22 protein-coding genes are annotated in these 26130 nt (G+C 72.5%); 12 read left to right on the plus strand and 10 right to left on the minus strand.

Annotation, left to right across the window (positions count from 1 at the left end):
- Nucleotides 1–137 precede the first annotated feature (137 nt).
- A complete protein-coding gene (locus tag ACVGV0_RS01920; RefSeq protein ID WP_459158125.1) occupies nt 138–1022 on the plus strand; it encodes an SRPBCC family protein in 885 nt (294 codons plus the stop codon).
- 68 nt (nt 1023–1090) lie between these two features.
- Here ACVGV0_RS01920 and ACVGV0_RS01925 read toward each other — a convergent pair whose 3' ends face one another.
- The 4 genes from ACVGV0_RS01925 to ACVGV0_RS01940 all read right to left on the minus strand — a co-directional run bounded on the left by ACVGV0_RS01925 (nt 1091) and on the right by ACVGV0_RS01940 (nt 4999).
- Entirely contained in the window at nt 1091–2086 is a 996-nt protein-coding gene (locus ACVGV0_RS01925; protein ID WP_459158126.1) for an o-succinylbenzoate synthase, read from the minus strand.
- Between the two features lie 94 nt (nt 2087–2180).
- The gene (locus ACVGV0_RS01930; RefSeq protein WP_459158127.1) at nt 2181–2462 is read right to left on the minus strand and encodes a hypothetical protein; all 282 of its coding nucleotides are present in this window, start codon (nt 2460–2462) and stop codon (nt 2181–2183) included.
- A gap of 165 nt (nt 2463–2627) precedes the next feature.
- Entirely contained in the window at nt 2628–3221 is a 594-nt protein-coding gene (locus tag ACVGV0_RS01935) for a suppressor of fused domain protein (protein ID WP_459158128.1), read from the minus strand.
- Between the two features lie 116 nt (nt 3222–3337).
- A complete protein-coding gene (locus ACVGV0_RS01940) occupies nt 3338–4999 on the minus strand; it encodes a DNA repair helicase XPB (RefSeq protein WP_459159890.1) in 1662 nt (553 codons plus the stop codon).
- 223 nt (nt 5000–5222) lie between these two features.
- On the opposite strand from ACVGV0_RS01940, the gene ACVGV0_RS01945 reads away from it, so the two are divergent.
- Together ACVGV0_RS01945 and mdlC are read left to right on the plus strand one after the other, a co-directional pair.
- Nucleotides 5223–5924: an LppU/SCO3897 family protein gene (locus tag ACVGV0_RS01945; protein ID WP_459158129.1), complete on the plus strand. Its 702-nt coding sequence runs from the start codon at nt 5223–5225 to the stop codon at nt 5922–5924.
- Nucleotides 5925–6083: 159 nt separating this feature from the next.
- Nucleotides 6084–7679 (plus strand): benzoylformate decarboxylase, encoded by a 1596-nt coding sequence (gene mdlC / locus ACVGV0_RS01950; protein WP_459158130.1) that lies wholly within the window; start codon nt 6084–6086, stop codon nt 7677–7679.
- A gap of 330 nt (nt 7680–8009) precedes the next feature.
- On the opposite strand, the gene ACVGV0_RS01955 is transcribed toward mdlC, so the two are convergent.
- The 4 genes from ACVGV0_RS01955 to ACVGV0_RS01970 form a co-directional block, all read right to left on the minus strand.
- A complete protein-coding gene (locus tag ACVGV0_RS01955) occupies nt 8010–8801 on the minus strand; it encodes an ABC transporter ATP-binding protein (protein WP_459158131.1) in 792 nt (263 codons plus the stop codon).
- A gap of 36 nt (nt 8802–8837) precedes the next feature.
- Entirely contained in the window at nt 8838–9614 is a 777-nt protein-coding gene (locus ACVGV0_RS01960) for an ABC transporter permease (RefSeq protein ID WP_459159891.1), read from the minus strand.
- 83 nt (nt 9615–9697) lie between these two features.
- Nucleotides 9698–10465 carry an ABC transporter permease gene (locus ACVGV0_RS01965; protein ID WP_459158132.1) on the minus strand — a complete coding sequence of 256 codons (768 nt, stop codon included), beginning with the start codon at nt 10463–10465 and terminating at the stop codon, nt 9698–9700.
- 2 nt (nt 10466–10467) lie between these two features.
- Entirely contained in the window at nt 10468–11487 is a 1020-nt protein-coding gene (locus ACVGV0_RS01970) for an ABC transporter substrate-binding protein (RefSeq protein ID WP_459158133.1), read from the minus strand.
- A 682-nt stretch (nt 11488–12169) separates the two neighbouring features.
- Here ACVGV0_RS01970 and ACVGV0_RS01975 point away from each other — a divergent pair.
- The 5 genes from ACVGV0_RS01975 to ACVGV0_RS01995 all read left to right on the plus strand — a co-directional run bounded on the left by ACVGV0_RS01975 (nt 12170) and on the right by ACVGV0_RS01995 (nt 17880).
- Nucleotides 12170–15679 carry a sensor histidine kinase gene (locus tag ACVGV0_RS01975; RefSeq protein ID WP_459158134.1) on the plus strand — a complete coding sequence of 1170 codons (3510 nt, stop codon included), beginning with the start codon at nt 12170–12172 and terminating at the stop codon, nt 15677–15679.
- Between the two features lie 20 nt (nt 15680–15699).
- Nucleotides 15700–16107: a roadblock/LC7 domain-containing protein gene (locus ACVGV0_RS01980; RefSeq protein WP_459159892.1), complete on the plus strand. Its 408-nt coding sequence runs from the start codon at nt 15700–15702 to the stop codon at nt 16105–16107.
- Nucleotides 16108–16140: 33 nt separating this feature from the next.
- Nucleotides 16141–16884 carry a DUF742 domain-containing protein gene (locus tag ACVGV0_RS01985; protein ID WP_459158135.1) on the plus strand — a complete coding sequence of 248 codons (744 nt, stop codon included), beginning with the start codon at nt 16141–16143 and terminating at the stop codon, nt 16882–16884.
- A complete protein-coding gene (locus tag ACVGV0_RS01990) occupies nt 16865–17494 on the plus strand; it encodes a GTP-binding protein (RefSeq protein ID WP_459158136.1) in 630 nt (209 codons plus the stop codon). Before ACVGV0_RS01985 ends, ACVGV0_RS01990 begins: the two co-directional genes overlap by 20 nt.
- Before the next feature lie 176 nt (nt 17495–17670).
- Complete coding sequence (locus ACVGV0_RS01995; RefSeq protein ID WP_459158137.1) at nt 17671–17880, plus strand: dodecin; 210 nt, start codon at nt 17671–17673, stop codon at nt 17878–17880.
- A gap of 81 nt (nt 17881–17961) precedes the next feature.
- Here the strand turns inward: ACVGV0_RS01995 and ACVGV0_RS02000 are convergent, their stop codons facing one another.
- Nucleotides 17962–20211 carry a helicase-associated domain-containing protein gene (locus ACVGV0_RS02000; RefSeq protein WP_459158138.1) on the minus strand — a complete coding sequence of 750 codons (2250 nt, stop codon included), beginning with the start codon at nt 20209–20211 and terminating at the stop codon, nt 17962–17964.
- A gap of 261 nt (nt 20212–20472) precedes the next feature.
- Here ACVGV0_RS02000 and ACVGV0_RS02005 point away from each other — a divergent pair, with 261 nt between their 5' ends.
- From ACVGV0_RS02005 to ACVGV0_RS02020, 4 genes are all read left to right on the plus strand, one after another.
- On the plus strand, nt 20473–20649 hold the full coding sequence (locus tag ACVGV0_RS02005; protein WP_459158139.1) for a hypothetical protein: 177 nt from the start codon (nt 20473–20475) through the stop codon (nt 20647–20649).
- Nucleotides 20650–20823: 174 nt separating this feature from the next.
- Nucleotides 20824–22278 (plus strand): malic enzyme-like NAD(P)-binding protein, encoded by a 1455-nt coding sequence (locus tag ACVGV0_RS02010; protein WP_459158140.1) that lies wholly within the window; start codon nt 20824–20826, stop codon nt 22276–22278.
- Between the two features lie 502 nt (nt 22279–22780).
- Nucleotides 22781–23272 carry a cyclic pyranopterin monophosphate synthase MoaC gene (moaC, locus tag ACVGV0_RS02015; RefSeq protein ID WP_459158141.1) on the plus strand — a complete coding sequence of 164 codons (492 nt, stop codon included), beginning with the start codon at nt 22781–22783 and terminating at the stop codon, nt 23270–23272.
- Nucleotides 23273–23421: 149 nt separating this feature from the next.
- Nucleotides 23422–24441 (plus strand): molybdenum cofactor synthesis domain-containing protein, encoded by a 1020-nt coding sequence (locus ACVGV0_RS02020; protein WP_459158142.1) that lies wholly within the window; start codon nt 23422–23424, stop codon nt 24439–24441.
- 216 nt (nt 24442–24657) lie between these two features.
- Here ACVGV0_RS02020 and ACVGV0_RS02025 read toward each other — a convergent pair whose 3' ends face one another.
- Complete coding sequence (locus ACVGV0_RS02025) at nt 24658–25281, minus strand: transglycosylase family protein (RefSeq protein WP_459158143.1); 624 nt, start codon at nt 25279–25281, stop codon at nt 24658–24660.
- Nucleotides 25282–26130: the final 849 nt, after the last annotated feature.

Below are 26130 nucleotides of genomic sequence, written 5' to 3' on the forward strand. Positions count from 1 at the left end.
GAGACTGTTGTGCGCCGGCGCGAGCAAGCATGATGCTGGTTGCAGTGATGCAGCGGCAACGAGCGTTGCCGGCTGCGATCCGACGGATCCCACGCCGGCCCGGAGGGGCCGGCCGCCATCGGTAGGAGGACTCGCCAGTGCAGATGGAGCACCACTTCACCGTTCCGGTGCCGGTCGACGTGGCTTGGGAAGCGTTGCTCGACCCCGAACGGGTCGCCCCGTGCATGCCCGGGGCGACGCTCAGCAGCGTCGAGGGCAGCGACTTCTCCGGGTCGGTGAAGGTCAAGCTCGGCCCGGTCACGCTGCTGTACAAGGGCAACGGCACCTTCTCCGAGGTCGACGAGTCGGCGCGGCGGGTCGTCCTGGACGCCAGCGGCAAGGACTCGCGGGGCAACGGCACCGCGGCCGCCACGGTCACGGCCACCCTGTCCGAGGACGGCGGTACGACGGCCGTGCGGGTGGACACCGACCTGAAGATCACCGGCAAGCCGGCGCAGCTGGGCCGGGGCCTCATCTCCGAGGTCGGCGGCAAGCTCATCAACCAGTTCGCCGACTGCCTGTCCGAGCGGCTCGCCGGTGCGGACGCGGCCGAGGGGACCGCGCAGGGCGCGACCGCCGAACCGGCCGCGCAGGGCTCCGCGGAGTCCGGGAGCGGCGGGCAGACCGCCGAGACCCGCTCCGCCTCGACCGAGGCGGCGGGCAGCGCCGCTCCCGCCGCCGGTGCGGCGGCCACCGGTGCGACCGCGGCCGCGGCCGGGGCGAGCGCCAACGGCGACCGCCCGGCACCGGAGACCGCGACCTCCGAGCGGGGCGAGCGGTCGAACTGGCGGGTGACGGCGCCGGGCTCGGCGGGCTCGGCGACCGCGAACGGCACCCCGCGGCACGCCGCCCCGGAACCGGAGGCGATCGACCTGCTGGACACCGCGGGCACGCCGATGCTCAAGCGGATCGCGCCCGTCCTCGCCGGGGCGGCCGCGGTGTTCGTGCTGCTGCGCCTGCTGCGGCGCCGCCGCAACAAGTGAGGCCGTTGCCGGAGCCCGCGGCTGCGGTCGCCCTCCCGCGGTGAGCGGGACCGCGGGAGGGCGACCGCTCACCGCGCCTCGGCGAGCGCGTTGACCCGCTGCAACCGGTCCAGCCACCGGCGCTGCACCTCGGCCGGCGGTGTCGCCGCGGCCACCTGCGCCGGGTCCGGTTCCGGCGCGCGCCGCGGCACCGGCAGGCCGCCGCCCTGCGGCAGCAGCGGTTCCGCCACGACGTCGCCGTCGAGCAGGGCCACGGTGCCCAGGCCGCAGGCGAACGGGAGTTCCGGCAGGGCCCCGGCCAGCGCGAGCTGCGCGGCCAGGCCGACGCTGCTCTCCACGGCCGAGGAGACCACGCAGGGCAGCCCGCTCGCCTCGGCGACGCGCAGCGCGGTGCGCACCCCGCCGAGGGGAGCGGCTTTGATGACCGCGACGTCGGCGGCCTCGGCGACGGCCACGCGCAGCGGGTCCTCGGCGCGGCGGATCGATTCGTCCGCGGCGATGCGCACGTCCACCCGCCGGCGCACCGCGGCGAGTTCGTCGATGCCCCCGCAGGGCTGCTCGACGTACTCGAGCCCGCCGGCGGCGCGGTCGAGCTCGGTGATGCGCCGCACCGCGGTGTCGGTGTCCCACGCGGCGTTGGCGTCCACGCGGATCGCTCCGGACGGGCCGAGCGCGCTGCGCACGGCTTCCACCCGCGCCAGGTCCTCGTGCGGCGCCGCGGAGGCGTCGGCGACCTTGACCTTCGCCGTGGTGCAGCCGGAAGCGGCGACGATGCGCGCGGCCGCGTCCGGGTCGACCACCGGCACGGTGCAGTTGACCGGGACGCGGTCGCGGACGGGGGCGGGCCAGTCGCCCGCGCAGGATTCGAGGGCGGTGCGCAACCAGGGCACCGACGGGGCGTCCGCGTAGTCCTCGAACGGGCAGAACTCCCCCCAGCCGTTCGGGCCGTGCAGCAGGACCCCGTAGCGGATCGTGACGCCCCGGAAGGGGTTGCGCATCGGCAGCCCGAACACCCGCACCGCGTCCAGTTCGGCCAAACCGGTCACGCCGTTCTGCGCCCTCATGCTCATCCCTTCGTCGGTGTGCTCCTCAGCAGCGGGGCCGCCTGCGCCCGCCCGTCGCCAGCGGGCCGCACACCGGTGCTCGCCCAGGAGCTGTTCAGCCGGGTTCACCCCGCAGCTTGCGGTAGGCGACCCAGGCGACGTTCGCCGCCGCGATCAGCGCGAACAGCACGAGAACCCAACCGAGCCAGGGCGCGTCGGGGACCAGCGTGAACGCCGCCACGGCGGCGGCGACCCACAGGACGAAGCCCAGCCCGGCCAGCCACAACCGCAGCGTCAGCGCGCTGCGTCCCGAGGGGGCTCCGGTGAGGCGGGCCAGCACGTCATGATAGCCGGGCAGACCTTCGGCGTACCGGTTCCGGCGCGACTTGCGTTCCATACCTCACGGTTACCCGTCCCGGGCCGATGGGCAACGCCGCAGCCGCACCGCGGCGCTGCGGCGCGGCCGCCGGTGCGCGCGGGGTCCGCGGTGGAACGCGGTTCGGTGGAGCACCGGAACGGCGGGGAGCCGGAGCAGCGGGAGAGCCGGAACGGGCGGTCCGGGTCAGGCGACGCTCGGACGCCCGAGGTCGAACACGTCGACCTCGAAGCGCGCCCACTCCTGCCGCAGCCGGGTCACCCCGTTGTCCAGGATGAAGTTCAGCTCGCCGAGGGTGACCGGCAGCAGCGTGAACACCTGCAGCTGCTCCGCGCCGTGCTCGTCGGTGAACCGCGTGAACTCCGGGGGGAACATGGGGTGGCCGCTGGCCAGCACGCCGTGGAACTCCGTGTTCGGCAGCAGCGGCTGCTCGTTCGGCACGATCTGGTCCGGCACCAGGTGGGTGCCGTTCTGCACCAGCAGCTCCGCGGTGATGTCGACCAGGTGCCGGGCGGCCTCGGCCTGCTCCTTGTACACGCTGCACGCGAGCTCCTGCGCGGGCTCGGCACCGATCGGCTGGAAGCGGAGCCCGCTGCTGATGACGGTGCTCAGGTGGTACCGGTCCAGGTGGAAGAACACGAGGCCGTACCCCCGGTCCCCGCCGTGGACGTTCGGTGGTTCAGCCCCGGTCGGCGTACCCGCGTGGTGCTCCAGGTTCTCCGCGAGCCCTTTGAACCGGTGCGCGCCGCCCAGCGCGGCGCGTTCCTGTTCCGTGGTCAATCCGATCTCCCGTTGGCGGACTCTTCGGCTCGCTGATCACCGTAGCCGCTCGCCCGGCCGCGTTGGACCGGTTCGGCGGCACCGGTGCTCCTCGTCGTGAAACATCTTCGCCGATGTCACGCGCGCGAATCCACGGAGGGGCCCTGCAGGTCGTCGGCGTCCATGATCCGGTAGGCGTAGCCCTGCTCGGCGAGGAACCGCTGCCGGTGCGCGGCGTAGTCGGTGTCCAGCGTGTCACGCGCGACTACGGAGTAGAAGTGCGCCTGCCGCTGCTCCGCCTTCGGGCGCATCAACCGCCCCAGCCGCTGCGCCTCCTCCTGGCGGGAGCCGAAAGTACCGGAGACCTGCACGGCCACGGAGGCCTCGGGGAGGTCGATGGAGAAGTTCGCGACCTTGGAGACCACGAGCCGGTTGACCTCGCCGCGGCGGAACGCGTCGAACAGCGCCTCGCGCTCCTTGTTCTTCGTGGACCCCTCCACCACCGGCGCGTCCAGCGCCTCGCCGAGCTCGTGCAGCTGCTCCAGGTACGCCCCGATGATCAGCGTCGGCTCCCCGGGGTGTTGGTCCAAAATGGACTGCACGACGCCGGCTTTGGTGCGCGCGGTGGAGCACACGCGGTAGCGCTCGTCCGCGTCGGCCGTGGCGTACTCGAGGCGCTCGTTGTCCGTCAGCGTCACCCGCACCTCGGTGCACTCGGCCGGGGCGATCCAGCCCTGCGCCTCGATCTCCTTCCACGGCGCGTCGAAGCGCTTCGGACCGATCAGCGAGAACACGTCGCCCTCGCGGCCGTCCTCGCGGACGAGCGTGGCCGTGAGGCCGAGGCGCCGCCGCGACTGCAGGTCCGCGGTCATCCGGAACACCGGCGCGGGCAGCAGGTGCACCTCGTCGTAGACGATCAAACCCCAGTCGCGGGTGTCGAACAGCTCCAGGTGCTTGTACTCGCCCTTGCTGCGGCGCGTGATCACCTGGTACGTGGCGATCGTCACCGGGCGGATCTCGCGCTTCTCCCCGGAGTACTCGCCGATCTCGTCCTCGGTCAGCGAGGTGCGCTCGACCAGCTCGCGCTTCCACTGGCGCCCGGCGACCGTGTTCGTCACGAGGATGAGCGTGGTGGCCCGCGCCCGCGCCATCGCCGCCGCACCCACGAGCGTCTTGCCCGCGCCGCACGGCAGGACCACCACGCCGGAACCGCCGACCCAGAACGACTGCACCGCCTGCTGCTGGTAGTCGCGCAGCTGCCATCCGTTCTCGCGCAGGTCGATCGGGTGGTGCTCGCCGTCGACGTAGCCGGCCAGGTCCTCGGCCGGCCAGCCGATCTTGAGCAGCGCCTGCTTGAGCCGCCCCCGCTCGCTCGGGTGCACGATCACCGTGTCCTGGTCGAGGCGCTGCCCCAGCATCGGTGCGACCTTCTTGCTGCGCAGGACCTCCTCCAGCACCGCGCGGTCCAGCGCGGTGAGGATCAGCCCGTGCACCGGGTCGTTGGACAGCTGCAGCCGCCCGTAGCGGCCCATCGTGTCGACGATGTCGACCAGCAGCGGCTGCGGAACCGGGTACCGCGAGTGGGACACCAGGGCGTCCACGACCTGCTCCGAGTCGTGCCCGGCCGCGCGGGCGTTCCACAGGGCCAGCGGCGTGATCCGGTAGGTGTGCACGTGCTCCGGGGCGCGTTCCAGCTCGGCGAACGGCGCGATCGCGGTCCGCGCGTCATCGGCCCGTTCGTGGCCGACTTCGAGCAGGACCGATTTGTCGGACTGGACGATCAGGGGGCCGTCGGTCAACGGTGCGCTCCAGACGTGATCAGCGGAAACGGGTCGCGCCCCCGCGGCGCGCAGGTCCGGGGCCCAGTATTCCACCGCGCGCCACCCCGCGAGGGCGGGGAAGCGCCCGTCCCGGGGCCGCGGCGGAGCGCCGGCCGAGCGGCCCTCCGGTTCCGCCCGATCCACCTCCGCCCGCGCGGGAGGATGAGCTAGGTTTCGCACAGCGAGACGGAAGGAGGGGGCAGTGACCTATCCGCCGCACCCGGGGGCGCCGGGTTCCCCGCAGGGATGGAACCAACCCCCGGGATGGGGGCAGTACCCGCAGCCGGGGCAGGAGCCGCAGGCGGCCGGGCAGTACCCGGGCCACCCGCAGACGACCGGGCCGTACGGGGCGGGCGACGGGCAGGACTTCTGGCGCCAGGTCGCCGCGGGCGGTCCGCAGCGCAAACCGCCCCGCAAGCGGCGCCTCGGGTGGATCCTCGGCATCGCCGGCGGTGCCGCGGTCGTCGTGCTGGCAGCCGTGCTCGGCGCGCTCTGGGCGCTGAGCTCGGGCGGCGTCGAGGCGGGGGACTGCGTCTCGCTGGAGGGCGAGTACGGAGGTGCGGTGAGCGAGGCCGACTGCGGCTCGCCCGAATCCGACTACGAGGTGCTCCGCGTGCTCGACGGGCGCGATCCGCGGGGCTGCTCGGGCAGCTTCTACAACGTCCACGAGGAGACCACCTACTGCATGTCCCTGGACGTCGTGGTGGGCGACTGCCTGAGCGCCTACCGCGAGGAGCAGGGCTTCCTGCCGGTCTCGCGGGAGTGCGGCGAGCCGGGCGCGCAGCAGGTCACCAAGGTCGCCAACCGGAGCGACGCGGACAACGTGTGCGGGGAGCAGGAGGGGCGGTACTGGTTCTCCAACCCGCCGCGGACCGTGTGCTTCGGCCCGGTGCAGGACCAGTGAGCCGCGGATCGGCCGGGTCGTGGCCGGGCCGGGAGGACCCCGGCCAGCGCCGCCGGGTGGCCGCGGGGCGTGACGAATGTGATCTGGCTGCGCCCCTCGGTAGTGTGGTGTTCTCACGAATGACCACGTGCGGTCGCGAACGAGGGAGGGGCGCAGTCGATGAGCGGTGAGCACCGCACCGTGCGCGACATCACCAGGGGGCTGATGCGGCAGCTCGGGCTGACGACGGTGTTCGGCAACCCGGGCACGACCGAGGTGCCGTTCCTGACGGAATGGCCCGACGACTTCCGCTACGTCCTCGGCCTGCAGGAATCCGCCGTCGTGGCCATGGCCGACGGCTACGCGCAGGCGCGGCGGGAGCCGGTGCTGGTGAACCTGCACTCGGCCGGTGGCGTCGGTCACTCCCTCGGCGCGGTGTTCACGGCCTCCTGCAACCGCACCCCGATGATCATCACGGCCGGGCAGCAGACGCGCACGCTCATGTTCGACGAGCCGTTCCTCGGCGCGCGCGACGCGGCCCAGTTCCCCAAGCCGTACGTCAAGTGGAGCTACGAGCCGGCGCGGGCGGCCGACGTCCCGGCGGCGCTGGTGCGCGCGCACCAGATGGCCACGACCCCGCCGTACGGCCCGGTGTTCCTGTCCGTCCCGGCCGACGACTGGGACGAACCCGGCGCGGAGGTCGAGGCGCGGCCGCGCACGCCCGGCTTCGCCCCCGACCCGGAGGTCGTGGCGGAGCTGGCCACGCGCCTGCGCGAGTGCAGCCGCCCCGCCTTCGTCGTCGGCCCCGAGGTGGACGCCGACGGCGTGGTGGACGACATGGTGCGGCTGGCGGAGAAGACGCGGGCAGCGGTGTGGGCCGCTCCGATGTCGCCGCGCTGCTCGTTCCCGGAGGACCACGACCTCTTCGCCGGGTTCCTGCAGCCCGAGCAGCGTCTGCTGACCGAGTCGCTGCGCGCGTACGACCTCGTCGTCGTGTGGGGCGCCCCCGCGTTCACCTTCCACGTCTACCGGGGCGAGGCGGAGCACGAGCTGCCCGAGACGTTCGTGGTGCACGACGATCCGGACGTCCTCGCCCGCGCCCGGCGGGGGCAGGGCGTGCTCGGTGCGATGCACCACGCGGTGCGGCAGGTGGAGCAGCGCGTGGAGCCGCTGAGCCGCGCGCAGCCGGACGGGTACGTGCGCCCGCGCCAGCCCGCCGCCACCTCCCCGCTGACCGCGGCCTACGTGTTCGACGCGATCCAGCGGAACCTGCCGGACGGCGCGGCGATCGTGGAGGAGACGCCGAGCCACCGCAACGACCTGCACGAGTACCTGCCGATCCGCTCCACCGACGGCGGTTTCTTCACCGGGTTCTCCGGGGCGCTGGGCTACGGCATCGGTGCCGCGGTGGGCGTCGGCATGGCCGATTCCCGGCGGCGCACCGTCGCGGTGCTCGGTGACGGGGCGACCATGTACGGCCTCCAGGCACTGTGGACGGCGGTGGCGGAGCAGGCCCCGGTGACGTTCGTGGTGCTGGACAACTCGCGCTACGCCGCGGTGGCGGTTCTCGGCGAGGCCGGTGGAGGGGAGAAGCTGCCGGGCGTGGACCTCGGCGGCATCGACTTCGGCGCGCTGGCGGGCAGCATGGGCTGCCCGTCGCGGGTGGTGCGCGAGCCGGAGGACCTGGACACCGCGCTGTCCGAGGAGATGAGCTCGCGGGTGGGGCCGTCGTTGCTGCACGTGCCCGTAGACCAGGGCCAGCGCCACCTCTACTGAGGGGGCTTGTCGGGAGCGTTCTGCGTAGCGGATCCCGTAGCGGACCTCAGCGCTTCCCTGGACTGCGGGTGCCCCTCCTCATGTAGCCACCTACTCCCAGCTGCCCCCGACCGCCCTCCCAGCTGCCCCCGACCACCCGCCCCGAACAGCGGACGGGGGCAGCACCTTCAGGGACCGTCCTCGCATGAGCCGCACAGGAGAACCTGCGTCTGGGCCGGTTGCGCAGGGGGTCCTCGACGCTGTCGCTCCGAAGGTGCGCGAGCGGAATGGCGTTCGTCCGGCACGCCGCTGCGCGACCCCTGCGCGAGAAGACCCCCGGCGAACTCCTCCTCAGACGTGGGTGCTGAGGGCGTCCTTGGCTTGCAGCATCCGGGCGACCTCGCCGCGCAGGCGCACGAAGTCCGCGGACTCCCGGGTGGCGATCTGGTCGCGCTCGGCGCCGAGGTCCACCGGCAGGTCGGCCACGACGGTCGCCGGTGCCTGGGAGAGGACGAACACCCGGTCGGAGAGGTAGACGGCCTCGTCGATGTCGTGCGTCACGAGCAGCACGGTGCTGTCGAACTGCTTGCGCGTGCGCAGCAGCAGGTCCTCGAGCTCGAACCGCGTCTGCGCGTCGACCGAGGCAAAGGGCTCGTCCATGAGCAGCAGGGCGGGCCGGCAGGCCAGTGCCCGCGCGATGGACACGCGCTGCTGCATGCCGCCGGAGAGCTGCCACGGGTACTTCTTCCCGGAGCCGCCGAGCCCGACCCAGTCGAGCACCTCCCCGGCGCGCTCGCGGCGCTGCGCCTTGGACATGCCGCGCGCCCGCAGCGGGAATTCCACGTTGGACTGCACGGAGAGCCAGGGGAACAGCGACCGGCTGTAGTCCTGGAACACGACCGCCAGGTCGGTCGGCACGCCGTCGACGGCTTCGCCGCGCAGCCGCACGTCGCCGTGGCTGGGCCGCAGCAGTCCGGACACCGTGCGCAGCAGGGTAGATTTCCCGCAGCCGGACGGGCCGACGATGCAGGCGAGCTCCCCGGGATGCACGTCGAACGTGAGCTCGTCGATGGCCAGGTGCCCGTTCGCGCCGCCGTAGCGGTGGCCGAGCTGGGAGACCTCCAGCATGCGCTCGTCACTCATCGGCTCAAGCCAGCTTTCCTCGTCGGTGTCGGTCTACTACGCGGTTTTCCAGTTGAGGGCGCGCCGTTCCACGGCCAGCAGGGCGGTGTTGAGCACGTACCCGAGCACGCCGAGCAGGACGATGCCGGCCCACATGCCGGGGAAGTCGTAGGCCTGCTGGCGGAACATCAGCTGGTAGCCGATTCCGCTGGTGGATCCGACGAGTTCGGAGATCACCATGAGCACCAGGGCCAGCGACATGCTCACGCGCAGTCCGGCGAAGATCTTCGGCGCCGCCGCGGGCAGCACGATCCCGAAGATCCACTGCCCGCGCGGGATGCGGAACGACCGCGCCGTGTCCACCTTGGTCTGATCGATGGACTGCACGCCGTCGACCGTGTTGAGCAGGATCGGCCACACGATGCCGAAGACGATGACGGTGGTCTGCATCGTCACCCCGAGCCCGAGCAGCACGATGAACACGGGCACCAGCACCGGTGGCGGCACGGCCCGGATGAACGCCATCAGCGGTCCGGCGTAGTCCATGGCCGCGCGCGAGCGCCCGAGCAGCGTGCCCGCGCCGATGCCGATGACCGCGGCGCTGACCCAGCCGAGCGCGATCCGCCCGAGGCTGCCGAGGACGTCGCCGATCGCCGTGTCGGTGAGGAACAGCGCGGAGGCGGGACCGCTCAGCCACTGCTCGCGCGCGGCGGTGAGGATCGCCGTCGGCGGCGGGAAGAACGCGCTGCCGGCCAGCCGTGCGACCACTTCCCACACGAGGACGAAGCCGAGGAAGACCAGCCAGCCGTGCAGGTAGCGGGAGGCGGTCGACATCTCCTCCGGCGAGGCGGGGGCGCGGCGGGGGCGGGCCGGTGCTGCGGAGCTCTCCCGCACGCCCGTGCTGGTGCGTTCGCTCATCAGGCACCCTCCGGTTCGGTCGTGCTCCACCGCAGTCCGCGTTTGTGCAGCTGTTCCAGCGCAGCGTTGCTGGCGAAGCCGATGAACCCGGCCACGAGCGTCCCGGCCAGGACGAGGTCCATCCGCCCGGCGCCGGTGCTGGCGTCGAGCACGAACGTGCCGAGCCCGCTGCTGCCGCCGGTGAGGAACTCGGTGCTGACCACGACGATCAGCGCCACGGCAGCGGAGGTGCGGATCCCGGTCAGCACGAACGGCGCCGCGTTCGGCAGGGCGACCCGGGTGAGGATCTGGCCGCGGTTGAGCCCGAAGGACCGCGCCGTGTCCAGGTAGAGCGGTTCGATCTCGGACAGCGCGTAGATCGTGTTGAACAGGATCGGCCAGATCGCCGCGTACACCGCCAGCGTGATCTTGGTCTCCGGTCCGGCCCCGATGAGCACCATGGCCAGCGGGATCAGCGCCACGGACGGGATCGGCCGGAGGAACTCGACGAGCGCGCGCGTCGCCATGCGCACCCGCGGCAGGCTGCCCAGCAGCAGGCCGAGGACGACGGCGAGGACGGCGGACAGGCCGAGCGCGATCAGCCAGTTGAGGATGGTCGCGATGACGTCCAGCAGGAACGACCGGTCGCCGAGCAGCGCGAACAGCTGGCTGAACACTGTGGACGGCGGTGGCAGGTACTCCCGGGGGAAGGAGCCGGACCGGCTGACGACCTCCCAGGCGATCAGGAAGACGAGCAGTCCGGCGCCCCCGCGCAGCGTTTTGCGCATTCTCAGTTCTTCGGCTGGTCGACGATCAGCTTGGACACGTCGAGGTCCTTGTTCAGGTACCCGAACTGGCGCATGAGGCGCGGCACGCGCGCGATGCGCCGCGCGTCGGCGCGCGACTCGTAGTCCAGCAGCTCGATGATCTTCGCGGTCTCCGGCTCGATCTTGGCGTACTTCGGCAGCAGCGGTTCGACGTTGGAGCGGTCCTGGGCCTCCATCGTGGACCGCAGCATCGCGCGCTGGAAGGCCTTCACCGTGCGCGGGTTCTCCTCGATGAACTGCCCGGTGGCCGCGTAGCAGCCCATCGGGAAGTTCTCCAGCGGGCCGGTGGCCACGTCGAGGACCTGCTGGGCGTTGGCGTCGCGCGCGGCGAGCGTGACGAACGGCTCGGTGAGGATGCCCGCGTCGATCTGGTTCTGCGCCAGTGCGCTGGGCATGTTGGCGAATCCGAGCGGCGCCCACTCCACGCCGGAGAAATCGACGTTGTGCGCCGCGAGCGCGGCCTTGGTGAGCAGTTCGGAAATCGTCCCCGGTCCGCTGATCGCGATGCGCGTTCCGGCCAGATCCTGCGGGGATTCGATTCCCGCTTCGGGCGAGGCCATGATCTGAGTTGCTTGCGGGGACAACGAGGCGCAGTCGGAGACGATCCGCAGATCGGCCGCGCCTTGGGCCTGCGCCTTGAAAACCGGCATGTAGCTGGAGAACGAAATGTCGTAGTCCCCGCCGATCGTGCTGTTGAGCGCGGCCGAGCCGTCGGAGGCGTTGATGATCTCGACGTCGGTGAGGCCCTCGGCGTCGAAGTGGCCGCGCTCCTTGGCCAGGTGCAGCGGGGCGACTTCGGTGGTGGGCAGCGCACCGAGCTTGAGGTTCGCCTTCTCCACCTTCTCGTTGCTGGTGGAGGCGCCTTCCGAGCCGCCGAGCAGGCCGCAGCCGGTGGTTCCCAGCAGTGCGGAGGCTGTCGCCGCTGTCCCCGCGAGTCTGAACAGGTTGCGTCGCGGGATGGCGCTGCTCTGGCCGGAGCGCATGTGTGGTCCTCCTCGAGGGCAAGGTGTCCGTGGCTGCTTGCCGACTGCTGCCGTGCGTGCGCACGGCGTACGTGTCGTGACCGGTGCATCCGGAGGGGCGGCAGCGCGGCAACGCCCGTCCAGTATGCCCACTACGGACAGTCATGAGGACGAGGCGTCCTGCGGTTAACCCCGATTCACCTGCGGTTTCCTCGGGCGGCACGCGCGCGTGCGCCGCGCGGACAGAGGTGGCGGGATGCAGCGTTCCTACCCTAGGTGGTGCAATCTTCAACGACAAGGCGTGGCGAGGCCAGCGTCACATCACGAATGCGGAGCGAGATCAACGCGCCCGCCCGGGTGACAAAGTTCAAGCTAGGGCGCTGACTTGTGACTCCTAGTTAAGTATAGTCTCCTCCGTCGAGGTGATCCGCCTTGTTTTTCGGGGGAACCGCGAAGTGTGCGCGAGGAGCGTGATGGCACGCCTGGTGGGACGGGCAATCGGAACGCCCCGGCGTACTGGTAGGACTGACGGAGACGGTCCGACCGTCAGTGCTCCGGCCACTGCTGGCGGCGATGTGGCCGCCATGTCGGAAATGACCGACTGCTCCGTATGGATCGGGCGTTCGCGCACCCGCCGAGCCCGCGCCGTGCACGCGAACACCACCTCGGCACGGACAGGAACATGGCCGTGACGAGGCCGCACATGTCCGCCCCAGCGCAGGAAACAGGGATGCTCAACAACGACCCCGATGCCGCAGCTCGCCCGATGCCGGAGGCCTCGGGCATGGACGACCGCGGTGGCCGCTGGCGGCTCCGCAACTGGCGCCTGCGGTGGAAGATGGCGGCGGTGCTGCTCGTCCCCACGATCGCCGCCCTCGGGGTGGGCGGCGTGCGCGTCTACGACGGCATCGCGACGACGCAGCGCCTCAGCGCGCTCACCTCGGAGGTCGAGCTCGCGCAGCGCTCCGCCGACCTCGCGCACGAACTGCAGCGTGAGCGGGATCTCGCCGTGATCCGCACGACCTCCGACGCGCCCGCGGCCTCCCAGGACTACAACGCGCAGGCGCAGCGCGTCGATCAGGCCGCGCGGCAGCTCGAGGCCGTCGGAGGGTCCGCGGACGAGTTCTCCCCCGGGGTGCGCAACGCCTACGACAGCGCCTCCCACCGCGTCGACAGCCTCGGTGCGCTGCGCAGCACCGTCAACGGCGGCTTCACCACCCCGCAGGCGGTCAACGCCTACAACTCGGTGCTCTCCAGCGTGCTCGGCGTCGGCAGCACGGTCGCCCGCACCGCCACCGACACCGAGGTCAACGACGTCGCGCGCGCCGCGGAGGCGCTCGGCCGCGCGAAGGAGCAGCTCGCCCAGCAGCGGTCGATGCTGCTCGGCGCCAGCATGCGCGGTGTCTTCCGCGCGGGCGAGGCCGACTCCATCCGCCAGGCCAAGGCGCAGTACGAGGCGGCGCTGCGCGAGTTCACCGGCGCCGCCACGGCCCGTCAGCTCGGGCGCTACAACGCCACCGTCGCCGGTGAACCGGTGGACCGCAGCGAGCAGATGGAGCAGAACGCCCTCATCTCCGCCGCCCCGGGCGATGCGGTCACCATCGACGCGGGCGAGTGGTCCTCGCAGTCCAGCGCCCGCACCGACCTGGTGCGCCAGGTCGAGGAGCGGACGCTGACCCAGTTCCACGACCAGGCCCAGGAGCTGACCAGCTCGGTGCGCTGGGCGGCCATCCGCGACGCCGTCGCCGTGGTGCTGCTGCTCGCGGTCGCCTTCGGCGTGGCCGCCTACATCGCGCGGTCGATGCTGCAGCCGCTGCGCACCCTGCGCTACGGCGCGCTGGGGATCGCCCAGGAGCAGCTGCCGGAGGCGATCACCCGCGTCAACGAGAGCCCGGCCGGGTCCCAGAACGTGTCCGTGCCCCCGGTCCCGGTGCACTCGCACGAGGAGATCGGCCAGGTCGCCCGCGCGTTCGACGCGGTGCACCAGCAGGCGCTGCGGCTGGCCTCGGAGCAGGCGCTGCTGCGCGCCAACATCAACGACCTGTTCGTCAACCTCGCCCGGCGCAGCCAGACGCTGGTCCAGCGCCAGCTGTCCCTCATCGAGCAGCTGGAGCAGGACGAGCAGGACCCGGACCAGCTGGCCAGCCTGTTCGAGCTGGACCACCTGGCGACCCGGATGCGGCGGAACAACGAGAACCTGCTCATCCTCGGCGGCACCGACCTCACCCGCCGCATGGTCCGCCCGGTCCCGTTCAACGAGGTCCTCGGCGCTGGCGTCTCCGAGGTCGAGCAGTACGCCCGCATCGCCGTGGACGACGCGCCCGACCTGGCGCTGCAGGGCCGCATGGTCAACGACTTCGTGCACCTGGCCGCCGAGCTGTTCGAGAACGCCACGGTGTACTCGAACCCGGACACCGAGGTGACGGTGCGCACCGCCTACCGGCGCCAGCAGCTGGTCGTGGAGATCCGCGACCGCGGTGTCGGCATCGACCCGGACGACCTGGAGGAGATCAACGAGCGGCTGCAGCGGCCGCCGGAGATCGACGTGGCGGCCTCCCGCCGCATGGGCCTGTACGTGGTCGGCCAGCTGGCGCAGCGCAACGACATCCGGGTGTTCCTGTCCAACAACGAGGACCTGGAGGGCGGCGCCACCGCCACCGTCCAGGTGCCGGGGGAGTACATCTACCAGCTCACCTCCGAGGGTCCGAAGCCGATGCCGGACATGCCGCGGCCGGACCAGCGCGATTCGGTCACCGAGACCGGGTCGCACCTGGGGTTGGCCGCCGCGTTCGCGCACGGCGGTCCGGCGCAGAACAACGGCGCGGACCCGGACGGCACCGCGGCCGTCGAGGCGCGGGAGCTGCCGCCGCTGTCGCCCGCGCCGACGAAGGAGCAGTCCTCCGACGCCGAAGCGGCCGAGTCCGCGGAGGGGACCTCGGCGGCCGGGAGCCCGGAGCCGCCCACCGACTACTCGGTGCACTACACGGCGGACGCCCCGATCGGTGCCACCGACGTGCCCTCCTGGGAGGCCGACTGGCCCGCCGCCGAACCCGACGGGGCCGACGGTGCGGCCGGGAGCGCGGGCACCCCGGCCGAAGCGCCGCTGTGGCCGAGCGAGGACCTGCCGGAGGGCATCGGCGGCACCTGCGGGGTGCCGGAGGACGCGTCCAACGAGCTGTTCAACAACCCGTTCGAGGCGGACAAGACCACGCTGATGGAGCGCGTCCCGGCCGAGGACGTCCCCGAACCGGACGGGGCGCCCGCGGACGGACCGCAGACCGCGGAGTCGGCGGCCGTCGAGGCCGAGCCCGCCGAACCGGGCCCCGCCGAACCGGGGGCAGCGGCCGCGCCGGAACTCCCGCGGCGCGCGGGCCACCCGATGGCCGGCGGGACCACCGAGCGGACCGGTCCCGCTGCGGATCCCGACGCGCAGGGCGCGTCCTGGGACGACACGCCCACGCAGCGGCTTCCGATCTACGAGGCCGTGCTGTCCCAGTGGTTCCGGGAGTCCGATGTGGATGAACCGATGCTGTCCGCCGCGCAGGGCGGAAGTCCCGACGGCGCGAGCGGGGACGCCTCGGCCGCGAACGGCGCTTTCCCCGGCGGCGTGAACGGTGCTGCCGCACCGCAGACCGGTGAGCAGCTCGGCGCCTACCCGAGCGCGCCCTCGCCGGGTGCCGTGCCGGAGACCTCCGCGCCGGCCCCGGAGCTCCCGGACAGGACCGCGTCGTCCCCGGAGACCTCCGCGCCGTTCCCGGACGGCGCCGGGCGGGCACCGGAGCCCCCGGAGGAGAACGCCCCGGCGTTCGAGGTCGCGGACCAGGGGCCGGCCGAACACCAGCCGGCGACCGGGCACGAACCGGCGACCGGGCACGAACCGACGACCGACGCACCCGGCGACCGCGGTGACGACCCGGGTTGGGGTCATGCGGATGCCGGATGGAAGGCCGCCGAGGCGCTGCTGGAAAATCAGCAGCCGCAGCAAACCACCGCCGCGGGCCTGCCGAAGCGAGTGCCCAAGTCGAACCTCGTACCCGGTTCGGCCGAGTCTCGTTCGCAGTCCGGGGCGCGGCCCGCAGCATCGACGCCGCGCTCGGCCGATGCCGTACGCGGCCGGATGTCCAACTTCCAGCAGGGCATCCGGCGGGGTCGGCACGCGAGGCCCGAGTCGGCGTCGGACGAATCGCCTAGCCGTCACGAGGAGCAGGAGTGAACGGGTCCGTGCAGCAACCGATGAGCAGCAACAGCTTCAGTTGGCTGATCACCGACTTCGTGCGGCGCGTCCCCGGGGTCGCGCACTCGGTGGTGGTCTCCGCGGACGGCCTGCTACTCGCAGGCTCGCAGGGGCTGCCGCGGGACCGCGCGGAGCAGCTGTCCGCCGTGGCCTCCGGCCTGGTCAGCCTCACGCAGGGCGCCGCGCGCTGCTTCGAGGCCGGGGAGGTCACGCAGACCGTCGTGGAGATGGAGCAGGGCTACCTGTTCCTCATGTCCATCAGCGACGGCTCGTGCCTGGCCGTGCTGGCCGCGCCGAACGCGGACATCGGGCTGATCGCCTACGAGATGACACTGCTGGTGGAACGGGTCGGGCGGCAGCTGACGCCGGAACTGCGGGCGCAGCTGCAGGGCTCGGTGCGCCAGTGACGCCGGCCGGCGACGCGCGGAAGGGAGTTCGTCGTGAGCAGCGGTTCCGAACCCGGCTGGGATGGTGACCTGTTCCGCCTGTACCACAAGCGGCTCGGAGCGGACTCGTGGCAGGACGACTTCGCCGACGCGGCGGAAGCCGGTGGTTCAGAATCCGATGTGGACGCCTACGGCCGGGCGCTGTTCGGCGGCCCGGGCGCCGACCTGTTCGGCTCCGGCTCCGGCGCGGACGACGGCGCGACGGCCGCCCCCGGCCTGGACGAGGGCTTCGGGCAGGGCCCGCCGTCGGTGTCGATGCCCTCGGTGTCCCAGTCGATGATGCCGCTCGGGCAGTCGGGATCGGGCGGGCCGCCGGAGGTGTCCCAGCCCGGCACCGGTTCGGGATCGCTGCCCCCGGTCAACGAGTTCCAGCCCTCGCCGGACGAGCTGGAGGACGGTGGTGGTTCCCTCGTGCGCCCCTACGCGCGCACGCGGGGACGCACGCGCACCGAGTACGAGCTCGCGATCGAGACGCTGGTGACCACCAGCGAGAGCGGGCGTGCGCAGAACACGCCGGTCAAACCCGAGCATCGGACGATCTCCGAGCTGTGCGTGCAGGCCAGGTCCGTGGCCGAGGTCTCGGCGCACTTGCGGCTCCCGCTGGGCGTCGTGCGGGTGTTGATCGGCGACATGGCCGGTCTCGGCCTGGTCCTGATTCACGACGGTGGCATGGTCGTCGGCGATCGGCCGTCCCTGGATTTCTTGGAAAGGGTGCTCAGTGGGCTTCGCAGGCTCTGATCCCCGGTCGGCGCCGCAGCAGTCCGGCGCGGCGCAGAGCGGATCGCCCGACACGCAGAAGACGTCCACGAAGATCGTGGTCGCCGGTGGGTTCGGGGTCGGGAAGACGACGTTCGTCGGCTCGGTCTCCGAGATCGTCCCGCTGACGACGGAGGCGGTCATGACCGAGGCCAGCCTCGGCGTCGACGACCTCACCGCCACACCGGGCAAGTCCACGACCACGGTGGCGATGGACTTCGGCCGCGTGTCCCTGGACGCCGACCTGATCCTCTACCTGTTCGGCACCCCCGGGCAGCACCGGTTCTGGTTCATGTGGGACGACCTGGTGCGCGGTGCGATCGGGGCGGTGGTGCTCGTGGACACGCGGCGGCTGGCCGACGCGTTCGCCTCGATCGACTTCTTCGAGGACCGCGGTCTGCCCTACGTCGTCGCGGTGAACACGTTCAACGGCGAGCTGCACCACGGCGTGGAGGACGTGCGCGAGGCGCTGACCATCAGCGCGGACGTGCCGATGGTCACCTGCGACGCCCGGCACCGGGAGTCGACCAAGCAGACGCTGATCACGCTGGTGCAGCACGCCATGCGGCGCCACATGGCCGCGGCGCAGTGAGGTGCTGATCGGCGGGTTGCGCTGCGTGCGGGGTCCCTCAACCGCTGCGGGAGCACCTGCGCGGCGGGTGCGCGCTGGACGACCGGAGTCGAGCGCGGCCGCGGTCCGGGGGATTGCCGAGCTGGCGCGGCGGGTATCCCGGTTGACGAGCGAAGCCGAGCCGGGAGAGGGCAAGCATGAGTGACAACGTGTACCGCGTGACCGAAGTGGTTGGCACGTCGGCGGATAGCGTCGAGGACGCCGTCCGCAAGGGAGTGCGGCGCGCTTCGCAGACCCTGCGCAACGTCGACTGGTTCGAGGTGTCCTCCGTTCGCGGGCACGTCGAGAACGGCGAGGTGGCGCACTTCCAGGTCGGGCTCAAGATCGGCTTCCGGCTGGAGGAGTGAAGCGCTCCGGGCTCCTCGACGCCCAGCACGAGAACGCGCACCGCGCGGGAGAACGGGGACCCCGCCGCGGCCGCCACGGGCTCAATCCTCCACCAATGCCACCGACGTGATCCGGTGCAGGGGGAACCTCCCCTCCTCCCGGCGGTCGGTGTCCACGCCTTCCAGCACGCCGCTGCCCACGCGCACCGGCAGCACGACGCGCTGGCTGCGCACGCCGTGCGTGTCCACGAAGCCGAGCCACACGCTGCGCCGCTGCTCGGCGGCGCTGCGCAGCAGCTGCAGCGTCGCCTCGGCGCTGGGGCGGCCCCGCTCCGGCACCACCGTGCTCCCGCGGCGCACGGTGCCCGCGTGGTCGCCGGAGCGCAGCTGGCCCACCACGTGCGCCAGCTGCTCCTCGCCGGGCGTGCTGCTGCTCGTCGGCTGCTCCCGCTTCGGTTGGGCGCGCACCCGGTCGCCGCGCTCGGCCAGGTCCAGCACGCCGCCGTCCGGTCCCTCGGCGACGGGGGCGAAACCGGCGGTGCGGAGTCCTTCGAGGACCTCGGTCAGCGGCAGCGGGCTGATGAGCACGGTCGGTGCGATCTGCCGCAGCTGCAGCTCCTGCACGTTCGGGTTCGCCAGCACCTGCGTGATCAGCACCGAGTCGTCGCAGCGCAGGAAGGCCGTCGCGGTGCCGGCGCGGAGTTTGCCGTGCCGCCGGGCGACGTCGTCGACGAGGTAGGTCAGCGTCTGCGGCACCGGGGTGCGGGAGCGGTCGCGGAACAGCGCGTGCAGCTCGTCGGCGGTGCGACCGGCGTCGAGCGCGCGGCGCACGCTGGACTCGCTGACCCGGTACATGGTCGCGCTGCCCGCCGACTCCACGTCGGCGACGAGCCGCATCTCCTGGGCCAGCTCCGGTTCCAGCGGTCCCGGTGCGAGCACGCTCAGGTCGGCCTGCACGAGCACGTGGTCGAGCGGCTCCGGCAGCGAACGCGCCAGCGCCCGCGCCGCCTCGTCGACGTCACCCTCCAGCAGGGTCCGCCCGTGCGTGGTCAGCGCGCCGTGCGCCGCGATCCCCAGCGCGGTCGCCTCGCCCAGCGCCCAGTGCACCGCCTCGTCGCGCACCTTGCCGCCGCGCCGCGGCGCCCGCCAGGCCAGCACGGCGGCCGCGTCCGCAGCCCGCACGCCGTAGCCGCCGGGCAGCTCGTCCAGGTAGGCCAGGGTGCGGAGCCGTTCGCGGCGGGCCCCGGGGTGGCGCAGCCCTTCGGACAGCGGGCCGAGCGTGCGCTCCCGCTCGTCGCGGGTGCCGACGAGCCCGGGCAGCCGCGGCAGGTCCAGCCAGGCCTGCGCGAGCGCGCTCCAGCGCTGCTCCGGCGGCGCCATCGACCACGTGTCGAACTGGGTGGTGGGCACCCAGCGGGGCTCCTCGTCGTCGGTGGCGGCCAGCAGGTTGGCGGCCAGGACGAGCTCGAGCAGCAGCGCCACCCGGGACTCGTCGACGTCCAGGGACTTGGCGGTGCGCCGCGCGTCGCGCATGCCCAGCCCGCCGGAGCGCAGCACGTCCGGCGGGTCCTCGCCGAACCCGCGCAGCAGCGCCTCGGCGTGCCGGAGCAGCTCGAGCGCCTCGTTCGCGGCGGTGGTGTCGACCGAGGCGTTGCCCGGTTCGGTGAGCTCGGGAACGGGCTCCTCCGGCTGCACCTCGCCCATGGGGTGGTCCCCGCGGAGCGCGAGCCCCACCTGGCGGGGCAGCTCGACCGCGCTGCGGTCGGCGCGCAGCAGCAGGCCCTTGGCGCGCAGCCGCGGGACGGGCGAGGTCGCCCCGGTCGAGGGTTCCTCCTCGGCCTGCTGGGTGCTGCCCACCGGGGATCCGCGGGTGAGGGCTTCGACGAGGCGGCGCTCCTCATCGTCGAGCTCGGCCACTGCGGCCTCGGCGCCGTCGACGGTGAGCTCCTCGGCGGGACGTCCGAGTCCGCCCGGGTGGGCGGTGACGACCTCGCGCGCGGTGGGCACGACCGCCAGCTCTTCGTCCGGGCCCCAGGCGATCGCCAGGGCGCGCAGCTCGTCGACGCCGCGCCGCGCGCGCTGCGGGGTGACCTCGGCGCCGAGCCAGGCCGCCGGCACCTCCAGGTCCACCGGGTCGGTGTCGGCCTCGCTGAGCACGAGCGCTTCGAGCACCGCGAGCGCGAACGCGTCGAGGCCCTCGCACGCCCGCGCGACGGAGGAGCGCACGGCGGCGCGCGTGGCGAGCACCGAGCTGTCCGCCGGCGGCGGTGTGGCGAGGTCGGGGCGCGCGCGCAGCAGCGCGATCAGCTGTTCGTCGCTGCGTTCGCGCAGCCATTCCGCGAGCGAGGCCATCACGACCACGATACCCAGCGCGGTCGCCGCACCTGCGCGCGTTCGCCTCCGCTGGCCGGGTGGTCCGCGGCGTCCGACCGCGCTGCGCCGGCCTTCCGCCGCTGCCGCGGGCGCCGGCGGTGGTGAGTTCGCGCACGGCGCGTGGCGCGCGGCGGCCGCGACCTCCCCCGACCGCGTGTCGAGGCCGTCACCCTCGGCTGTGGGGGTGCGGTGCGTTCGGGCAAACTGGAACCGAGCAGCAACCGAGCCCCAGGAGGAACCGTGGCCAAGTCCAAGCCCGAGCGCATCGACCCGAGCTGGCCCGACGTCGGCGAGGACGAGCACGCGGTCAGCGAGTTCACGGCCGACAAGGCCGGCGCGCTGTCCCCGTTCGGTGACGTTTCGTTGCCGATGGAGGACATTCCGTATGTGCATCCCGTCACACGCATCAACAAATAACCCACACCGGGATGGAACGCGGCGGAGAAAGTTTTAGGCTTTTTCTCCTGGGTGAAGTTTTGACCGCTGAGCGAGCCGCAGGGGCTTGCGACCCGGATCAGCGGTCCGCGCCGGCGCCAGCCGGGAACGGCACCCGCCGAGTCCACAGCATTACTGCCTGACAGGGGTGTACCCATGCCGGTTCCAGGTCCGGGTTATTCCATCACCGTCCGGGTCGAGGCCCCGCCCTCGACCTCCGCGGCCGGCGATCTGACCAGCGCCGTCGGCCGCGCCGGTGGTGTGATCACCGCGTTCGACGTGGTGGAGTCCCACGCGGACCGCATCGTCGTCGACATCACGTGCAACGCGCTCTCCGCCGAGCACGCCAACGACCTCACCGAAGTCCTCAACGGACTGGACGGGGTCCGGGTGCGCAAGATCTCGGACCGGACGTTCCTCGTGCACCTCGGCGGCAAGATCGAGGTCTCGCCCCGGGTCGCGCTGGCCAACCGCGACGACCTCTCCCGCGCCTACACCCCCGGCGTTGCGCGGGTGTGCACCGCGATCGCGGAAACGCCGCAGGACGCGCGGCGGCTGACCGTCAAGCGCAACTCGGTGGCCGTGGTCACCGACGGCTCCGCCGTGCTGGGGCTGGGCAACATCGGCCCGGAGGCCGCGCTGCCCGTCATGGAGGGCAAGGCGGCGCTGTTCAAGAAGTTCTCCGGGGTGAACGCCTGGCCCGTGTGCCTGGACACGCAGGACACGGACGAGCTCGTGCGCGCCGTCGAGCTCATCGCCCCCGTCTACGGCGGCATCAACCTGGAGGACATCGCCGCGCCGCGCTGCTTCGAGATCGAGGAGCGGCTGCGCGAGAAGCTCGACATCCCGGTGTTCCACGACGACCAGCACGGCACCGCGATCGTCGTGCTCGGCGCGCTGCGCAACGCGCTGCGCGTGGTGGACAAGGACATCGCCGACTGCCGCGTCGTGGTCTGCGGCGTGGGCGCGGCCGGTTCGGCCATCATCCGCCTGCTGCAGCACAAGACCCCCGCCGACATCACCGCCGTGGACGTCGACGGGATCGTCCACACAGGACGCGGTGATCACGACCCGAACCTGCGGCGGATCGCCGAGACGACCAACCGCGACGGCCGCACCGGCGAGCTCTCCGACGCGGTCCGGGGGGCGGACGTGTTCATCGGCGTCTCCGCGCCGAACCTGCTCTCCGCCGCGGATCTGTCCACGATGAACAGCGGCTCCGTGGTGTTCGCGCTGGCCAACCCCGACCCGGAGATCGACCCGCTGGAAGCGCAGAAGCACGCGCGGGTGGTGGCCACCGGGCGCAGCGACTACCCGAACCAGATCAACAACGTGCTCGCCTTCCCCGGCGTGTTCCGCGGCCTGCTCGACGCGCACGCGCACAAGATCACCGACGAGATGATGATCGCGGCCTCCAACGCGGTCGCCGACGTCGTCGACGGCGAGCGGGTCAACGCCTCGTTCATCGTGCCCAGCGTGTTCGACTCCACGGTGTCGCCGGCGGTGGCCGAGGCGGTCAAGCGCACCGCGATCGCCGAGAAGGCGGTGGACCCGGAACCGACCGGGGGGTCCTCGCTGCCCTGGGCCATGGCCGAGGACTTCGAGTACTAGAAGGACTTCGTCAGGTCGTGTTGCGCACGGTTGAGGGCGGGCGGCTGGGGGCAGATGGGAGGAACCTCCTGCACGGCTCTCGCTCCGGGTGCTCGACCTCGAGTAGCGATCTACACCACGTCTCGCCTTCCTCGCGAGAGCCACGCAGGAGAACCCGCCGATGGTCCGGTTGTTCAGGTGACGCTTCGACACTGCCGTGTCGAAGGGGAGGCAATCGCGGCTGCCCCGCGACGGCAGGTGTCAGTGACATAACAAAGCACCACTAGGGAGCGGTGCGCGGGGCGGGAAGCCCGGGACCGTTGAGGGGCGTCCGCGGCGGGACCGGGTGCGACCCGGGGCGAGTGCTGCTCGGGGAGTCGGCAGCTGTTGCGGCGGCGTTGCCACCGGGCCCTGCCGCCTGGTCCGCCCGGCAGCGGGGCAGGCCAGGCCGGCAGCGCCGGGTCCGGCCGGGCTGGCCTGCCGCAGGTTCAGCGCGGGGCGGCGCCGCGGCTAGGCTTGCCGCATGGCGCAGCACACGCAGGACGACCTGACCCACCTCGACCGCACCGGCGCGGCCCGCATGGTCGACGTCTCCGCCAAGGACGCGAGCGCCCGCACCGCCGTGGCCACCGGAGTGGTCCGCACGACCCCGGAGGTCGTGGACCTGTTGCAGCGCGACGGGCTGCCCAAGGGCGATGCGCTCGCCACCGCCCGCATCGCCGGCATCATGGCCGCCAAGCGCACCCCGGATCTCGTGCCGCTGGCGCACCCCATCGCGCTGTCCGGGGTGCACGTGGAGCTCGCCCCCGGCGAGCAGCAGGTGTCCATCACCGCCACGGTGCGCACGACAGACCGCACCGGGGTGGAGATGGAAGCGCTCACCGCGGTGACGGGCGCGGGGCTGGCGCTGCACGACATGATCAAGGCCGTGGACCCCGCCGCCGTGCTCGACGCGGTCCGCGTGGAGCGCAAGGAGGGCGGCAAGACCGGCCTGTGGGAGCGCGCGGCCGAGTAGGGCTCCGCTGGGGCTGCGCGCCCTCGGATCGGCCGTTGGGGCGGGTGGTCGGGAGGAACCTCCGGCGCCGCCCCGCTCCGGGCGACAATGCACACGCGCCGAGCCGCACCCATGACGCGTCGCGGCGACGAGGACGAGCTGGAGGTCGCATGACCAGGACCGCGCGGGTGATCGCCGCCTCGAACCGGGCGGCTGCCGGGACCTACGCCGACACCACGGGCCCGGTGATCGTGGAATGGCTGTCCGAGCGCGGGTTCGACGTGCCCGCGCCGGTCGTGGTGCCCGACGGCGAGCCGGTCGGGCAGGCCCTGCGCAGCGCGGTGGACGGCGGGGTCGATCTCGTCGTCACCACCGGCGGCACCGGGCTCAACCCGAACGACCGCACGCCCGAGGTGACGGCGCAGCTGCTCGACCGCGCGGTGCCCGGGCTGGCCGAGGCCCTCCGCACCGCGGGGCTGCCGCACGTGCCGACCGCTGTGCTCTCCCGCGGCCTGGCGGGTGTGAGCGGGCGGACGTTGATCGTGAACCTGCCCGGATCGCGCGGCGGCGTGCGGGACGGGCTCGGGGTGCTCGACGGGGTGCTCGACCACGCGCTGGAGCAGATCGCCGGCGGCGATCACGCCCGCGAAACCGGTGCCGGTGAGCAGGCCGGTTCCGGTGAGCGGGGTGGGGGCTCCGGCAGCGGTGCGCACGAGCACGGCCGCACCGGGTGCGGGCAGGCATCCGAGGAACGGGCGGCCGGGCCGGCGCAGGTGGTCCGCGCGGAGGTCACCGAGGAAGCGGTCGACGTGGCCGCGTTGGAGCGCGCGGTGGCAGGCGCCGCTTCCGGGGCCGTGGTCGCGTTCTCCGGGGTGGTGCGCGACCACGACGACGGCCGCGCGGTGCACGAGCTCGAGTACGTCGGCCATCCGACCGCGTCGACGGTGATCGGTGAGGTGGTCGCGGAGATGGCCGGGAGGTTCCCGGGCGTGCGGGCGCTGGCCGCGCAGCACCGGGTCGGTGTCCTCGGCATCGGCGATGTGGCGCTGGGCTGCGCCGTCGCGGGGGAGCACCGCGCCGAGGCGTTCGCGGCAGCGGCGGAGCTCGTCGACGAGGTCAAGCGCCGGCTGCCGATCTGGAAGCGGCAGGTGTTCGACGACGGAGCCGAGGAGTGGGTCAACTGCCCGTAGACGGCGGGCTCCTCGTTCTGGCGTTCCCAGCTGCCCCGGCCTCCTGCCCCTGTCGAGGGGAGGGGGTCGGGGACAGCTGGGAGGGGGTCCCCGCCGCTGGGGGCGGGCGGCAGGGACCCGGTTCTTCGTGCGGGGAACGCGCCGTGTCGGGGGTGAACGGCGCGTTCCCCGCGCCGGCCGGCCGCATGTCGGGGGAGGTGCGGCCGACCGACCAGGTCAGTTGATGCTCAGCTGCTGGCCCGGGAAGATCAGGTTCGGGTCGTCGAGCACATCGCGGTTCTGCTCGAAGATCTCCCGGAAGTCCGTGCCGAACTTCGTGCCGATCTCGCCGAGCGTGTCGCCGTTCTGCACGGTGTACGTGCCCGAACCGGAGGCGGCCGCACCGGTGGATTCGGTGGTCTGCTCGGCCTGGTACTGGGTGGAGGACGCGGAGGACTCGGAGTCGGTGCTCGTCTCCGCCGAGTAGTCCGTGGTGCCGCTGGTCCAGGAGATCTTGGCGGTGCAACCGGGCCAGGCGTTCACTCCCTGGGCCGAGAGGACCTTCTCCGCGATCTCGATCTGCTGCTCGCGAGTGGCCTGGTGGGCGTTGGCGGCGTACTCGCCGCCACCGTAGGCGGACCAGGTGGTCGGGTCGAACTGGAGTCCGCCGTAGTAGCCGTTGCCGGTGTTGGCGCTCCAATCACCGCTGCTCTCGCACTGCGCCAGAGCGTCCCAGTCGGCCGCGTTGGCCGGGGCGGCGATCGCCATCGGGGTCGCGACCACGGCGCCGGCGACCGCCACGCGGGCGACGGTGCGATTGGAGTTGGACGGTTTTCGGTGCTTGCCTCGGTAGCGAGCCATGACCTCTCTCCTCGTGCGCCTGACGGGCACGTGCGAGTCCGACCGGGTGGGGACCCGGCGCGGAGGTTCGCCGTTCGGGGGTCCGTCGGGCTTCGGGGGGCCCGGCGGGTCCCGTTCCCCGTCCGCAGTTCCGTGTTTCGGGGGTAGGAAGCCCGCCGGACGGGGTTCGGCGCTGCGGGCTTCCCGGATCTTGTGCTGATCGGTTCGGGGCCGACCGCGAGCGACACTACGTAACCGAAAACAAGATCGGAAACGATTGTTGATGTGATGCTGGTCACAGTAACAACGGATCATGCTTCTCCGATTGCCTAATTTCTGCAGCTCAGAGGGTTGTTACTCGTTCGTATCCGGACCGATATCGATCACCGTCAGTGAGGCGTGCATCACCGCGTTACCGGGCGTGTCGGTCATTCGTCCTCGGCTCGCACGCGCTCGTGCTCGGTCGGCGCGGCTCCGCCGCTGCCGCTCGGCGCGCTCGCCCGGGTCCGCCGTTCGACGCGATGCGTGATCACGCCTGGTGCGCAGCGTGTTCGCCGGTGGTGTCGTTCGCGAGCCCGGATCCGCGGGGGTTTCGCGTGGAGCGGACACGTGCGCCTCCTGCGGGTCCGCGTTCCGCCGGTTCGCGCCGGAGAGGGGTGGAGGGGTGCCTGCTTCTGCGGGCGCGATGCGGAACTCCCCGACACGCCGAGGCGTGTCGCGCCGCCGGGGTGCCGCGCTGCCGGCCGCACCGCGCGCTCCCTCGGGCGACCGGAGCGATCACCGGGATACACCTCGCTTCGCGCTCGATCGCGTGGGGAGCATTTGTGCTGCAAACGGGTGGGGAAGGATTCCAATTTTCATGAAAATTGC

It is taken from the genome of Salinifilum ghardaiensis (assembly GCF_054491345.1).